This is a genomic window from Pseudomonas sp. MUP55, from assembly GCF_034043515.1.
Taxonomy (GTDB): Bacteria; Pseudomonadota; Gammaproteobacteria; order Pseudomonadales; family Pseudomonadaceae; genus Aquipseudomonas.
The window spans coordinates 2598755-2612718 of record NZ_CP138214.1 but is presented as its reverse complement, the minus strand read 5'-3'; the positions used below and the strand labels follow the sequence as shown (position 1 = coordinate 2612718).

19 protein-coding genes are annotated in these 13964 nt (G+C 60.0%); 7 read left to right on the top strand and 12 right to left on the bottom strand.

Annotated features, from left to right (window positions below):
- Positions 1-18 precede the first annotated feature (18 nt).
- Complete coding sequence (locus tag SC318_RS11765; RefSeq protein ID WP_320430926.1) at positions 19-912, top strand: helix-turn-helix domain-containing protein; 894 nt, start codon at positions 19-21, stop codon at positions 910-912.
- Here the strand turns inward: SC318_RS11765 and SC318_RS11760 are convergent.
- The 3 genes from SC318_RS11760 to SC318_RS11750 all read right to left on the bottom strand — a co-directional run bounded on the left by SC318_RS11760 (position 854) and on the right by SC318_RS11750 (position 3189).
- A complete protein-coding gene (locus tag SC318_RS11760) occupies positions 854-1441 on the bottom strand; it encodes a LysE family translocator (RefSeq protein WP_320430925.1) in 588 nt (195 codons plus the stop codon). The two genes, SC318_RS11765 and SC318_RS11760, sit on opposite strands and share 59 nt — an antisense overlap.
- Positions 1442-1538: 97 nt before the next feature.
- Positions 1539-2168, bottom strand: coding sequence for a ribonuclease T2 family protein (locus SC318_RS11755; RefSeq protein WP_320430924.1), 630 nt, complete (start codon positions 2166-2168; stop codon positions 1539-1541).
- A gap of 43 nt (positions 2169-2211) precedes the next feature.
- On the bottom strand, positions 2212-3189 hold the full coding sequence (locus tag SC318_RS11750; protein WP_320430923.1) for a Gfo/Idh/MocA family protein: 978 nt from the start codon (positions 3187-3189) through the stop codon (positions 2212-2214).
- 123 nt (positions 3190-3312) lie between these two features.
- Here SC318_RS11750 and SC318_RS11745 point away from each other — a divergent pair, with 123 nt between their 5' ends.
- Positions 3313-3675: an NUDIX hydrolase gene (locus SC318_RS11745; RefSeq protein WP_320431219.1), complete on the top strand. Its 363-nt coding sequence runs from the start codon at positions 3313-3315 to the stop codon at positions 3673-3675.
- Between the two features lie 17 nt (positions 3676-3692).
- Here the strand turns inward: SC318_RS11745 and SC318_RS11740 are convergent, their stop codons facing one another.
- The 5 genes from SC318_RS11740 to SC318_RS11720 all read right to left on the bottom strand — a co-directional run bounded on the left by SC318_RS11740 (position 3693) and on the right by SC318_RS11720 (position 6027).
- Positions 3693-3938, bottom strand: a complete 246-nt coding sequence (locus SC318_RS11740) for a DUF1652 domain-containing protein (protein WP_124386400.1) — start codon at positions 3936-3938, stop codon at positions 3693-3695.
- A 429-nt stretch (positions 3939-4367) separates the two neighbouring features.
- The gene (locus tag SC318_RS11735) at positions 4368-4628 is read right to left on the bottom strand and encodes a hypothetical protein (RefSeq protein ID WP_320430922.1); all 261 of its coding nucleotides are present in this window, start codon (positions 4626-4628) and stop codon (positions 4368-4370) included.
- A gap of 4 nt (positions 4629-4632) precedes the next feature.
- Positions 4633-5079 carry a GNAT family N-acetyltransferase gene (locus SC318_RS11730; protein WP_320430921.1) on the bottom strand — a complete coding sequence of 149 codons (447 nt, stop codon included), beginning with the start codon at positions 5077-5079 and terminating at the stop codon, positions 4633-4635.
- Positions 5080-5176: 97 nt separating this feature from the next.
- Positions 5177-5506, bottom strand: a complete 330-nt coding sequence (locus SC318_RS11725) for a hypothetical protein (RefSeq protein WP_320430920.1) — start codon at positions 5504-5506, stop codon at positions 5177-5179.
- 83 nt (positions 5507-5589) lie between these two features.
- Positions 5590-6027, bottom strand: a complete 438-nt coding sequence (locus SC318_RS11720; protein ID WP_320430919.1) for a DUF3995 domain-containing protein — start codon at positions 6025-6027, stop codon at positions 5590-5592.
- Between the two features lie 94 nt (positions 6028-6121).
- Here SC318_RS11720 and SC318_RS11715 point away from each other — a divergent pair, with 94 nt between their 5' ends.
- Entirely contained in the window at positions 6122-6511 is a 390-nt protein-coding gene (locus SC318_RS11715) for a DUF2946 domain-containing protein (protein WP_306492824.1), read from the top strand.
- Between the two features lie 92 nt (positions 6512-6603).
- Positions 6604-8730 carry a TonB-dependent receptor gene (locus SC318_RS11710; protein WP_320430918.1) on the top strand — a complete coding sequence of 709 codons (2127 nt, stop codon included), beginning with the start codon at positions 6604-6606 and terminating at the stop codon, positions 8728-8730.
- 579 nt (positions 8731-9309) lie between these two features.
- On the opposite strand, the gene SC318_RS11705 is transcribed toward SC318_RS11710, so the two are convergent.
- Together SC318_RS11705 and SC318_RS11700 are read right to left on the bottom strand one after the other, a co-directional pair.
- Entirely contained in the window at positions 9310-10326 is a 1017-nt protein-coding gene (locus SC318_RS11705; RefSeq protein ID WP_320430917.1) for an ABC transporter substrate-binding protein, read from the bottom strand.
- A gap of 132 nt (positions 10327-10458) precedes the next feature.
- Entirely contained in the window at positions 10459-10929 is a 471-nt protein-coding gene (locus tag SC318_RS11700; protein WP_320430916.1) for a hypothetical protein, read from the bottom strand.
- Between the two features lie 377 nt (positions 10930-11306).
- Here SC318_RS11700 and SC318_RS11695 point away from each other — a divergent pair, with 377 nt between their 5' ends.
- The 3 genes from SC318_RS11695 (at position 11307) to SC318_RS11685 (ending at position 12241) form a co-directional block, all read left to right on the top strand.
- Positions 11307-11582: a hypothetical protein gene (locus SC318_RS11695; RefSeq protein ID WP_320430915.1), complete on the top strand. Its 276-nt coding sequence runs from the start codon at positions 11307-11309 to the stop codon at positions 11580-11582.
- Positions 11583-11696: 114 nt separating this feature from the next.
- A complete protein-coding gene (locus SC318_RS11690; protein WP_306492820.1) occupies positions 11697-11927 on the top strand; it encodes a hypothetical protein in 231 nt (76 codons plus the stop codon).
- A gap of 71 nt (positions 11928-11998) precedes the next feature.
- Positions 11999-12241 carry a DUF2789 domain-containing protein gene (locus tag SC318_RS11685; protein ID WP_320430914.1) on the top strand — a complete coding sequence of 81 codons (243 nt, stop codon included), beginning with the start codon at positions 11999-12001 and terminating at the stop codon, positions 12239-12241.
- On the opposite strand, the gene SC318_RS11680 is transcribed toward SC318_RS11685, so the two are convergent.
- Together SC318_RS11680 and SC318_RS11675 are read right to left on the bottom strand one after the other, a co-directional pair.
- Positions 12242-12445, bottom strand: a complete 204-nt coding sequence (locus SC318_RS11680) for a hypothetical protein (protein WP_320430913.1) — start codon at positions 12443-12445, stop codon at positions 12242-12244. It abuts the gene before it with no gap.
- A gap of 115 nt (positions 12446-12560) precedes the next feature.
- A complete protein-coding gene (locus tag SC318_RS11675; RefSeq protein ID WP_413817642.1) occupies positions 12561-13793 on the bottom strand; it encodes a methyl-accepting chemotaxis protein in 1233 nt (410 codons plus the stop codon).
- Positions 13794-13964: the final 171 nt, after the last annotated feature.

Sequence of the window (13964 nt, the reverse complement as noted above, 5' to 3'; positions counted from 1 at the left end):
CCGGTAGGAGCCATCGCCATGCAGTCGAACACGCCCGCCCACCCTTCGCACGCGCCGCGCTTCTGGCGCGACGAGCGCTTGCCCTTCATCGAAGCGCGCACCATTGCCGACGGGCGCAAGGTCACTTACACCCGCCACGCCCATGAGCATTTTTCCATCGGCGCAATCACGCGCGGGCGCAGCTATTACCACTATTGCGACCAGACTTTCCAGATCAGCGCCGGCACCGTGGTGTTGATGAACCCGGGCGATGTGCACGCCTGCAATCCCATCGAAAACGAGCATTGGTCCTACCATATGCTCTACCTCGACACACCCTGGATGACCGACCTGCAGCATCAACTGGGCTTCAGCACCGATCAGGGTTACCGCCCGTTCAACACACCGCACACGCAGGACACGTCGCTGTACCACGGCTCGCTGGGCGTGTACCGGCTTCTGGTGGATGAACGGGCCGAACTGCTGCAGAAACAGAGCGCGCTGGTGAGCTACTTCAGCGAGGTGCAGCAACGCCTGAACCCTTCGCTCGCGCCGGTACGGGAGGTCAATCACAAGCTGGAGCGCGCCGCCGACTACATCCGCGAACACTGCACCGAGGCCCTGAAGCTTGAAGACATTTGCCAGGCGGCCGAGCTGTCGCCGTCGTACCTGATCCGCGCGTTCAAGCAGTATTACGGGCTGACGCCCCATGCGTTTGTGGTCAACAGCCGTATCCAGTTCGCCCGCACCCAACTGCGCAATGGCGCGCTGATCGCCGAAGTGGCGCTGGCTGCTGGGTTTGCCGACCAAGCGCATTTCCAACGTGCGTTCAAACAGCATTTTGCCGCCACGCCGGGGCAATACCGCGAACGGCTCAAGCCATCAGCAAATAACCCACACTGGCCACCAGCAACGCGGCCATTGAACGGTTGAACACCCGGACACCCCGAGGATTGTGCAGGTAGCGACGCAAGAACGTTCCGGCATAGGCCCAGCACGCCACCGACAGGTAGCAGATCACCAGGTAGAGGCTGGCGAACAACCAGACTTGCCCGGCATCACCGTCCGCCGCAAACAGCCCCATCCCCGCCACACACGCCAGCCAGGCCTTGGGGTTGAGCCACTGCATGATCGCGCCGTACAGCATCGAGGGCGCCGTGGCGGCGCCGTCGGCGTGCAACTGGCCGTTGTCCACCGCGAGTTTCCAGGCCATGTAGAGCAGGAATGCTACCCCGCCCCACTGAATCAGCTGGGTCAGGATCGGCCAGCGCAGCAGCACTTCGTGCAAACCCAGGCCTATCAATACCAGCAGCAAGGTGAAGCCAAGCGCAGCGCCGAACACATGCTTCTGGCTGGCGGCAAAGCCGAAGCGGGCGCCGCTGCTCAGGGCGACCACGTTGACAGGCCCAGGCGTAATGGAGGTGGCGAGGGCGAACGCCGCCATGGAAATGATCAAGCTCATTGCAGTTCCTTTTCGTGATGCCAGACAGGGATGGCATCACGGTAAAGGCTGGGGCGTGATGGGTATTGAACAAAATGCCCCTCAACGAGCATGAGACTCAGCGCTGCGCGGGAATCCGGATATCGCCACCACGGCACTGGCTTTTCACGCTGCGCGGGCAACCGGTGAAGGCCAGGTCCTTGGTCAGGCAGATGCGCACTTCAGACAGCACCTTGCCTTTGCAGATAACAGCCATCCCGTGGTTGCCCATGCGCGGGTTGCTTTCGCGAAACAGCGCCTCGATCTCCCTTGCCGGTAATGACGGCGGTGTGTTGAGCGGCTGCAATTGCGACGGAATCACGACGGCTCCCAGTGCCGTATCGGATTTCTCCAGGTATTGCAGCGGCGCAAGCCCAGTGCAGGTGCCGTGCTTGGCCCACTCATGCTTGAGCAGGGCACGGCTGGGAAACAGCGTGGTGCCCTTGTCCATTTCTTCGGCGCTCAATCGCGAGCGCGGCGCACAGGATGCAGGCCACCCTCCCCGCGCATACTGCGGCCACAACCCATGCAGCACGAACCCGTAGCCTTTGCCCGAACACTGCTCATTGCTCGGGTTCGTCAGGCAAAACGTCGGCGACCACGACAGCGATAACACATAAAAATCAAACTCCCCTGCCTGCCCTTGGCTGCGCGGCGCTGCCGTCGCGCAGGCGGCAATCAGCAGCCACAACACCATCCAGTATTTCATCGCGGTCTCTCTCTAAACATTTTGCAGCAGCCTATAGCGACGATTAAGGATGTTGGGAGTAACGCTGCAGCACCTTGTCCAGGATTCGATCCGTCTTCAGCGCCTCGATGGCCAGCGAAGGATGTTTGGCATCACCCCGAATATGGGCATTCATCGCCAACACGTGATGCCATTGGATATGCGCATGGCAGGGCACTTCCAACACCTCTTCGGTCTCGGCCTCAAGGCGCAACGGCTGGTCTTCGAATACCGAAAAGGTGATGCGCCCAACGCTACCGATCAGCTCGACCCGGTCTTCGCGACGATCGGCGACGAAGTTCCAGCAGCCCATGCCCAACGCGCCGCTGGCGAAGGTCCAGCAGGCGGTGACCGCGTCCTCCGCTGCGTAGCGCTCCGCCTGTCGTGCGCTGAAGCCCGAGACCTCGACGATATCACCCGCCAGGTACTGGAACAGGTCGAAGCCGTGGCTGGCCAGGTCGGCAAAATAACCGCCGCCGGCAATCGCGGGATCGGTGCGCCAATTGGCCGGGCTGGTGTCTGCCGCCGCTGCGGGTTTGCACAGGGTCCAGGTGAGGTGGCGCAAGTCGCCGATACGGCCTTCGTCCAGCCAGGTGCGCACTTGCTGGAAGCGCGGCAATGAACGTCGATAGTAGGAGACAAACAGGTGCAGCCCGGCGCGCTCGAACGTGCGTTGCATCAACGCGCTCTGCTCGGCGTTCAACGACATGGGCTTTTCGACGCAGCAATGCTTGCCTGCGGCCGCCACCATCAAGCTGTAGTCCAGATGGCTATCGGGGGGTGTGGCGATGTAGACCGCGTCCACCTCGGGGTCGTTGATCAAGGCCTGGGCGTCGGTATAGAAGCGGGCAATACCATGGCGTGTCGCATAATCACGCACGGCTTCCTCGCGGCGCCCCATCACGGCCACCAGGGCCGAACCTGGCGCTTTGTAGAAAGCGGGTCCACTCTTCAATTCGGTAACACTGCCACAGCCGATCATGCCCCAACGTACGGTGCTCATCTGCTCTCCTCGTTCGTTTACGTCAAACGGGCAGTATCCACATACACACCCCGGCGCGCCATAACCACTTAGCATGACAATTGCATTACACTTTTATGACAGAACCAGTTACAGGCACCAATGATGAAAATACGCGCCACGGTTATATGCGAACACGCGGGACACATCCTCTTCGTGCGCAAGGCCAGATCCAAATGGGCATTGCCGGGCGGCAAGGTAGAGCGCGGTGAACGGCCGGTGGGCGCGGCCGAACGCGAGTTGCAGGAAGAGACAGGATTAAACGTCGACGGCTTGCTGTACCTGCAGGAGTTGAAGGCCCGCGACACTCTCCACCATGTCTTCGAGGCTTCGGTGGTGAATGTCGACGAGGCACGGCCGTGCAACGAAATCGTCGACTGGCAGTGGTACGCCTATGGCGCTCTTGATGAATTGGACACCACCGACGCCACACGGCACATCGTCAAGTCCTTCCTGCGTCGCCTCTGACGCGGCGTATCAAGGTTCTAGCCGGCGGCAAACCCACGGCGCCCGGCCCTGAGTTCCGTGCGCAGCTCCCCTATCAGGTTCGAGATGGAACGCACGCTGTCCAGGCCTTCGGGGGACACGCGAGTGAGCAACAGATCGACGCGACCGGACGTCGGCTCAAAGATACTGATGCGCAGCGAACCATCCCTGTTCAGGCTGCAATCGCAGGCCAGCGGCAGGAATCCAGAGGCCATGATGCGGTTGAATTCGACGATCGAGATCATGAAGGCATCCTTGCGTGGGCCTTAGCCTGTAGCGGTGATGCAGACAGCGTAGATGAGGTTTTTGCCCAAGGTCGAACGATTCGCTCAAAGTGCTGACCATGCCTCATTTCGCCAGGCAACGCTGGATAGAGCCGATATTCCCGACGCGGTTGTATACAGGGTCAAATTCCAGGCAAAAAAAATCCCAAGTAGCTGATGGAAACTTGGGATTTAAAAATGCATAAACCGTGGGAGGTGAACGCCTGTCTATAGTAGCGAGTGCAAAAACGCGTCACAAGATTATTTTATTCCTTTCGTCGGATTTGAAGCGCCGTAAGTCATTCAATAACCACATGTTTTTTAAGGAATGCAGGCTTTTAACGCCTCTTTTTGGTGCAGTTATTGAAACTAAGCCCTTCATTAAACCGCTTATAAGCAAGCGGTAAATAATTATTGAACTTTCGCGCGCTTTACTACCTGCTCGTTCAACTGTCTGCACGCCTCGCCAAGTTCAATATTGGTTGAAGCGGTTGCTCCGGCGACACGCTCCAGATGAAGGCACAATGCCAACTGCTCGGCGGCTTCTTCACGCTGGCGATCTACCTTGGCGTTGAGTTGTATGAAATAGACGCCCAGCAGCGCTGCAGCGCCCAGCACGCCCAACACGAAGTTGCGCAAGCTGTTGGATGAGTGAGGGGCTGAGGCGCTCATGGAATCAGCGCGCCCTGCTCTTTTCGTAGCGAACGTCGTCTCCGTCAACGAAGCCGGCCTTCCGCCAGCCGAGGCGTTGATAAAACCCGTTGGCACGTATCTCATCGCGGCCATCGGTGACCAGGTACAGGTGATCGTGATGCTCAAACAGCGCAGTCTCGGCCACTGCCATCAAGCGACGGCCCAGACCAAGATTCTCGTGAGTGGGTAACACGAACATCGCGAACACCTCGCCGGCCTCCAAATCGACCATGGAAAAGGCCGCAGCCTGGCCATCCACTTCCGCGATCCATGCACACGGTGCTGCGCGCAGCGTGTCGACCAATACCTGCGGCGTGATGCCCAGATCAGCCATCTGTTCGAGGCTCAGGTGGTTTTGCACCACCGAGGTACGAATGGTTGTGAGCAAGTCGATGTCCTCGACGGTCGCTGCTCGAATAAGCACTTGCATACACGCCTCCTGATCAAGGACGCGATTGTATGCAAATACATACACAGCATTTGTCGTGGATTTGTAAACCGGCCCCGCTGGAGCCCGGGAAGGACGCTTATTTGCGCGCTAACTTATAGCGCAGGCAATCCTGGTAGAACGTCTGGCGAATCGCCTCCGGCTTGAGGCGGGAACGGCTGTCATAGGTCTGTTCGGTGATGCCCATGGCCATCATGCGCATCCACGACTTGGTGAATTTGATGGACTGAATCTTCTGCCGTGCGGCATACAGCGACACCCCCGACAGCTTGAGTTCCTGGGCTCTTGCGGCCGTGCCTGCGCCCCAACTGCACATGTACTTGTCACCCTCGCGCAACTCCCGAGCCTGCACGGCTGACGCGCCGCCGGCCAATGAACAGGCAATCAGCATGATCCCTACAGTGCGCATTAGCTTCCTCACCTAACCACCTGAAATAAAAGTGATTCTGGCGAGGATTTCGTTACAGGGGGGCCATCAGATTGCCTTATTTCTCACCCCCATGCCACCACCAGCAATCCCGCTCCCAACACCAGGCACAGCGGCGAATACAGATAGGTATCCAGCTTGGCAAACCTTGAGCCGGCCACCTTCTTGAAAAACCCCACCAGCTCCGAATCGCCAATCGCTCGGGCGAACATCAGCACGGCAATCACACTGATCCCCCATTGCAGCGCTCCATGGGACACCGGCGAAAAGTAAAGTCCGGCGCGCAGGCAGACGAGCAGCGCAATCGCCACCAGCCCCATGGCGACGAGAAAGGTGCCCAGCGCCGAGGGCTTGAACGCCGGCCTGGGCCCGCTGGCGAATTCGCCCGGCAATTGAGGAATGGCCGCCAGGCTGCCGAGTTTGCCGCCAGCGGCCCAGTACAAGTGCACCATGCTGATGCAGGTGAAAATCCCGACGATCCAGCGCGCAATGACGAAGCTCATGGCGGGCTCCTCCCAGAAAATGTGCGAATGAGAATAGACGCCCTGATATTTTCTGCAGGTATTTCGTCGGCGGCTGATGGTAAAGTGCCGCCCCATGAAACTCGCCCGTACCGACCGCTCGCTCATTGCCTGGATGCTGTATTGCAGCGTCCTGTTCAATGTGTTCGCCTGCAGCATCGGGCATGGGCAGATGGTCGGGATGCAGCTCAATGGCATCAGCGGTCAGTTTTGCACGGTTGATCCGCGCACCCAGGCGCCCGTGCCAACGAACTCGACCGATGAAAGCCTGCCAACGCTGGCCAAGGCGTTCGGTTGCCCGCTGTGCTCAACGGGCGGCATGGGCCCTGCGCTCAGCAGTCAGCTGAATGTGGCGGTGCTGCCACAGCCGCACGCACCGCCTCCGGCCGTGGTACTGGCCGCTGACATCCCTGCCCGCTTCACCTGGCCCACGGCTCATCCGCGCGCGCCGCCTGTTTCTGCCTGAACCCTGCGCTAACCCTTTGCACTGACCCGCGTTTCCCTGAGGAACACGCGCGGCCGTGCGTTGTTTTCAAGCCACGTTTTCAGGATTCAACCATGAAACATATTCCCCTGCTGGCGGGCCTGTTCGGCTGCCTGCCTGTCTGCGCCCCAGCCATTGAGCTGGCCCCGACCACCATTGACGGCGAGCAAACCGCTGATCCCGGCCTGGCCCTGGATCAATCCAGCGGTGTGGCGTCGCGATTGGGATTGAGCATGCGCGAAACCCCGGCGTCGGTGGCCATCGCTTCGCGCAACGACATCGAGCGCCGTGGCGCCAAGACCTTCCGCGACGCCGCCAATACCCTGCCCGGCGTCAACGCCAGCGCGCCGCCAGGCTTTGGAGGCTTTGTCTCATACCGCGGATTCACCAGCAGCCAGATCACCCAGATGTTCAACGGCATCAATGTCGCCACAGGCCTGGCGCGGCCAGTGGATGCGTGGATCTACGACCGTGTCGAACTGATGGGCGGCCCCTCCTCCCTGATCAATGGCGCAGGCTCCGTAGGCGGCTCGCTGAACTACGTGACCAAACTGGCCAGCCGTGACGAGCAGGCCGCCGAAGGCCAGCTGACGTACGGCAGCTATGACACCGCCGGCATGGCTATTGGCCTTAACCATGCGCTGACGGAGCCCGGGGCACAAGTGCAGCATTACGCGCGCCTGGATGTGAGCCGCAACACGCAGCACAGCTACATCGACCGCGACCAGCGCGAAGCCTGGAGCCTAGCGTTTTCCCTGCTCAGCGACCTGACCCCGGACCTGTCCCATACCCTGGCGCTGGAATATCAGGACGAGCACGAAGACAGCCCCTACTGGGGCACCCCGGTGCTCAATCCCAAGGCGGGCGAGCTGAAGATCGACAAGCACAACCGCTTCAACAACTACAACGTCTCAGATGGGCGCTACGAGCAGCGCACGCTTTGGGCCCGCTCGATCATCGACTACCGGATCAACGACAGCACCCGCCTGAAAAACACCCTCTACCACCTCGACAGCCAGCGCGACTACCGCAACCTGGAGACTTACCAGTACAACGCCGACAACAGCGCGGTGAACCGCTCGACCGCCTATCAGGTGCGGCATCAGGGCGAGCAGAACGGCAACCAGTTCGAGCTGCGCCATGAGGACACTGCCTTCGGCTTGGCCACCACCTGGTCCGGTGGCTTCGAATACAAGGTCAACAGCACCACCAACAGCCCCTTGAACGTGCCGGGCAACAGTGCGGTAGACCCGAACGGCTACAACCCAGGCCACTTCTACGACATTCCCGGCACTCGCCCAGGCTTTATCGAAGACAAGACCAATGCAGTGACGACCAAGGCGCTGTTCATGGAAAACCGCCTGGGCTTGACTGACACGTTGTCGCTGCTGTCCGGCCTGCGCTATGACGCCATCGACCTTGACGTCACCAACCACCGAACGATAACCGCCGCCAACCCACGGCATTTCAAGCGCCGTTGGGAACCGGTGACCGGGCGCGTGGGCTTGACCTACCAGTTCATTCCATCGGCCAACGTCTACGTGCAATACAGCACCGCTGCCGAGCAGCCGAGCACCACGACCCAAGTATTGGACGTGTCGACTGGCAAACAGTGGGAAATCGGCAGCAAGTTCGACTACCTGGATCGTCTTGGCGCCGCCACGCTTGCTGCTTACAGGATCGAGCGCAAGGATTTCGCCGTGACCGACCCACAGGATCCGACCCGCAGCATTCCCGTGGGTGCGCAGTCTTCCAGGGGCATCGAACTGGCCAGTTCGCTGCGCATAACCCCCAGACTGCTGGCTGAGGGAAACTTCGCCTGGGTGGATGCGCAATACGATGACTTCAACGAGAAAACCGCCAGCGGTGCCGTGGTGTCGCGCAAGGGCAATACGCCGACTAACGTACCCAAGCGCGTAGGCAACCTGTGGCTGACGTACGACTTTTCCGAGGACTGGCAAGGCGGCGTGGATGCGCGCTACGTCGCCCAGGTATATGCCGACAACGCCAATACCCAGACGGTGCCGGCGTACACGTTGCTGGGTACGTTCCTGCGCTACAAATGGGATACGCAGACCTCGATAACCGGCCGGGTCCGTAACTTGACCAACGAGGTGTACGCCGAGTTTGCCCACGTATCGCCGGCCTATTATCTGGGCTCCCCGCGAACCTTTGAGTTAGCGGTGCAGACGGGCTTCTAGCGTCGAAGCTCGCGTGATCGTTCCCACGCTCCGCGTGGGAATGCCGATTGGGACGCTCCGCGTCCCGCCATCCGCTGAGCGATTGCGCAAAGGTGACGCGGAGCGTCACGGGCTGCATTCCCACGCGGGAGCGTGGGAACGATCCGGCGTTTGCCCATGTATCGCCGGCGTATTATCTGCTCCCCGCGAACCTTTGAGTTAGCGGTGCAGACGCGCTTCTAGCGTCGAAGCTCGCGTGATCGTTCCCACGCTCCGCGTGGGAATGCCGATTGGGACGCTCCGCGTCCCGCCATCCGCTGAACGATTGCGCAAAGGTGACGCAGAGCGTCACGGGTTGCATTCCCACGCGGGAGCGTGGGAACGATCCGGCGTTTGCCCACGTATCGCCGGCGTATTGACGGGCTTCTAGCGTCGAAGCCCGCGTGATCGTTCCCACGCTCCGCGTGGGAATGCCGATTGGGACGCTCCGCGTCCCGCCATCCGCTGAGCGATTGCGCAAAGGTGACGCGGAGCGTCACGGGCTGCATTCCCACGCGGGAGCGTGGGAACGATCCGGGCTCCAGCATCCAGCTCTGCGCGCTACTTGAGGCTTGCCTCGACCTTACCGGCCACATCGTCCGTCAACCACGCCTTCCACACTTCAGGATGCTCCTTGAGGAACGCCTGGGCGACTTCCCTGGGTGGGGTGTGATGCTCGCTCATCGTCGCCAATGCCTTGTTCAGCGGTTCGATGGGAAACTCGACCTTCTCGAAGAACTGGGCAATCTGCGGATGCTCCTTCTGGAACGGCGTGGATACCCCGATGCTCAACTTGGAAGCCAAAGACCGCGTCGGTTTGGGGTTCGGATTGTCCGCATCCGTCAGGGTCTTCCAGGCCTCGGCATCGAACGGCGGTTCTTCGAGCTGAATCAACTTATAGCGGCCCATCAACGGCGTGGGCGACCAGTAGTAGAACAGCACCGGCTTGCCTCGGCGGATCGAAGACGCAATCTCGGCATCCAGTGCTGCCCCCGAGCCGCTGCGGAAGTTCAGGTAGCTGTCGTCCAGGCCATACGCCTTGAGCTTTTGCTTGTTGACCACTTCCGAGGTCCAGCCGATGGGGCTGTTGAGGAAGCGCCCCTTGCCTGGGGATTCCGGGTCTTTGAACACATCCTTATAGCGCGCCAGGTCATTTACGCTTTTCAAGTCAGGGGCCAGCGGCTTGATATTCTTGCTTGGGTCACCCTTGACCACGTACTCCGGCACCCACCAGCCTTCGGTGGCACCCTTGACCGTATCGCCCAGGCCCACCACCTTGCCTTCAGCCTCGGCCTTGACCCAGACCGGGCTGCGGCCCGCCCACTCTTCACCGATCACCTGAATATCGTTCTTGGCCAGGGCGGTTTCCAGGGTGATGGTGGTGCCGGGCAAGGTGTCGGTGGGCAAGTCGTAGCCCTTCTCGACAATGAACCGCAGCACCTCGGTGATCAGGCTGCCACTTTCCCAGTTCAGGTCGGCAAAGTGCACCGGCGCCTGTGCTGCCGACGCCGGCAACGACGCCGTTGACAGCCCGAGGGCCGTCAGCGATGCCGCCAGCAGTGTTCTCCATCCTTTCATTTCCAAGCACCTCACGAAAACGCAGCAATCAGCGGACGGCTTTGCTGCTATGCGCGAAGCCATTGAGTAGTTAAGTCAACTCAACTGTAGTAGAGGTTCCGGGAGGTACAGGAAGTTCGCCGTATTTACCGCTTATTCGCTGGCCTTGAACGTCACCAGTTCGCCCTTGCGCCACTTGGCGGCTTTGCCCGTGACGGCCTTGAGGGTTTTGGTCAGGCCTTCCTGAAGTTGTTCATGGGCGGCAAATACCAGCATTACGCTGTGGCCTTCCTTGAACACAATTCCCTCGCCATCGGCCGATGACACAAAGGCGTAATCACCCAGGCCATATACGGTCAACTTGATATCGCGGAATTTAAGTTCGAACTTCCCACCTTCGCGGCTGGGCAACACCGCCGCGCGAAAGTGGTCGCCTACCTTGAGCTCAAGGCGCTGCTTGTCGTCCACGACCAGCGCCGCTTCGGTATCGATCTCAGCGACATAGATACCTTCCGGCGTCTGTTCGGTGACGTAGACAAAACGAGATTGAAACAGCTTGACCAACTTTGCGCGCAAATCACCCAGCACGAATAACGCGTGCACATCCAGATTACTGACTGCCAAGGAAACGCCCCCACATCGAAATAGCACTGCCCGCTTGAGCGAGCAGCACAAAAAAACGGCCGTTACGGCACGATCACACACTGGTTAAAAATCTGAAGAAAACCCATAAGACCCGTACGGACAGGCGCGGTGGCCCTTTTGCAAGGTCATCCGGCAATACAGCAAATCACAGGTTCAACGACCCGAGAATACGAGTCGAGCAACTTCAGAGAATAACCCGATTAAAAACGCAGTTTTCCGACACGCATCACAAAAGAAAATACCCAGGCATGGAACCAGGCGCGAGCTGCCGACGACAATAGTAAAACAGCAACACAAGTCAAAACCACCGCAAACGTGGCGGCTATATCAACAAGGTTGATCGACAGGAGCTGAGCATGCAACGACGTCAACACAACGAAACGTCCTTTCACACTCGTCCATCATGTCCAGACGAACGTCAATACTACTGCTTACCTGCATCCGATGTGTACTCCAATTGCGTGCATTATCGAGTGCTGCCCGCCGGGAAAAACTTTTTTCATATCCAGGAAGTGACCAGTGGCAGGATAAAAGGCTTTCGCAGCGACCACACCAAGGCCTGTGCGCTGGCCAAGGCCCTGGAAGCCAGCCTGCATAGCCTGCACGGCACACACGTTTCGTCACCTGGCTGACTTTACTGCACAGCGGCCCCTCAACAACTGCCATACTGGCCCGTCCATTGAAGTTTGCCCCCTGCGGGTCAGGTTTCATCAGTGCAGTTAGTTACCTCGAAGGGAAGGCTATACGTGACGGAATTTGATATTGGCGAATTTTTTATCCATGGCGATGCCAGGGAAGTAGACGGTGAGTTTCAAGCGGTCATCATCATGCGGGCCAAACCACCGCTGACCACCGTGACAGCACATCAGGTAGAAAAAGACCGCTGGTTCAAAACCGTCGACGCGGCTGCCATCGCCGGCAAAGAAGCGGCCAAGGCCCTGAAAACCGCCGTCGATTCAGGCGCACTCAATTCGTGACAATCCGATAGAACTCTGGCGTGCCCTGCCCCTCACATGCATGACGCTAATCGGCTCGCATGGAGAATCTTATGGACACCACCACCCCGACACTTGAAACCCTGTTCGAACAATTGGGCCTGGATTCCACTCAGGAAGGCATCGAACGCTTCACCGCCGAGCACCGTCTGCCGGACGAGGTAAAGCTTGTCGATGCGCCGTTCTGGAGCGAGCAACAGGCCAGTTTCCTCCGAGAACAATTGCACGTCGATGCCGAATGGGCGCCTGCGGTCGATGACCTCAACGCGCTGCTGCACGAGTCTCCAACCGTTTGATCAATGCAGGCTGTCTGACTGTTCCAGGCGCAACAGCGCTTGCCAGGCAGCCTTGCACGCTTGCGCCTCTTCGCGACTGGAAAACGCAGTGCCCCGCTGCTCGCCATTGAGCAATACCACCCAACAGGCGCGCTGACCCAGCGCACGAAGGGTTTCAGGCACGCCACTGCCGATCATCACGGCCACATCGACTTTGTTGTACATGGAGCTTCTCCGCAGCATTAGTTAGCTTGCTAACAATGTTGGCTATACTACGGCTTTGTGCCAGTAGGAAAAAGCTGTCCCAGGAATAGCTTCGTTGCATAAACGGCAACAATCCCTAGGCTTTGGGCGTGGCCCCCTGCGGCTTGTAGCCCAGGCGCAAGCCACCCCAATGTCGCCCCTGCACCATGATCGGCACCGACAAATCGTGCATCAGCTCGCCGGTGTCGCGGGTGTAGGTCTGCAGCAACATGGCTTGTTGATGGCTGCCGCAACGCAGGCCGGTGCGGTCGTCAAACTTGCGCTTGGTACGGTTTTGCACTGCGTCCACCCCGGCATCTCCGGTCAAGGCGTGGGAAAACGCTTTGTTGTGCGTGGGTACATAGCCCTGCGGGGTACAGGCGATGGCAAACACCAGGCCTTCGTGGCGCGGCAACAAAGCTTCCTGAATGGCGGGCAGCACCTGATCGGTGTACGCGTCAAAACGCGTCTTGTACTTGCTCGGGCTCGTATTCGGAATCAGCGTGTAACTGCGGTCGAACAGATCCTCCTGGCTGATCCGGTTGTGCAGTACATCCGTCTCGAACTGTTCGCCAATGCGCCGGGCGCCTTCGCGGGCCAGGTCGTAGATACGCTGGTGATAGTCATCCAGGCCGACTTGCGCCAGGCGCTCGCTGATGATTTCGGCCTGCCCTTCCATTTGCACCGCCGCGTCGGCGAGCTGCCGGGTTTGCTGGTCGCTGACCGTCAGGTCGCTGCGCATTTGCTCCACGGCGTGGAACAGGCTGTCGAGTTGCGTGCGGTTGGTGTCGGTGCCCTGGGCGATTTCATTGACCTGCTGTTCCACGTCCGCCGCCAGGCTGGCGATGCTCGCCAGGTGTTCGCCGGCATGTTCCACCTGTTCGACGCCGGTGTGCAGGTCCGCCGACAGCTGGCGAATCTGCTCCACCACCTGGGCCGTGCGCTGCTGGATATCGGCGACCATCACCCCTACCTCATCGGTGGCCGTGGCAGTGCGACCCGCGAGGCCGCGCACTTCATCGGCGACCACGGCAAACCCGCATCCATGTTCCCCGGCCCGCGCCGCCTCGATCGCCGCGTTCAGCGCGAGCAGGTTGGTCTGGCTGGCGATAGACTGGATCACCAGCGTCACGCGCTGGATTTCCTCGCTGCGCTGGCTCAATGCCTCGATCAGCTCGCGGCTGGCATCGGCGCGCTGGCTGAGCTGATGCATGCGCGTGATCGACTGCACCAGCACTTCACGGCCCTCGCTGCTGCGCTGGTGGGCCTGGCCGGCGGCGCCCAAGGCCTGGCGGCTGAGCTGAGAAGTGACGTGTTCGGTGCCGATCATCACTTGCGCGCTGCTGACGATCTGCTGGGAGGCGCTCAACTGCGATTGCAGACGCGCCGCCAGCTGCTTGACCGAATAGGCCACGCCCGCAGCGGAGAGTGCATTGTGGCTGGTGGTATGGGACAGGTCGCGCGTCAGCTCGCCAATCGCATCGCTGGCGGCGGCGTGAGC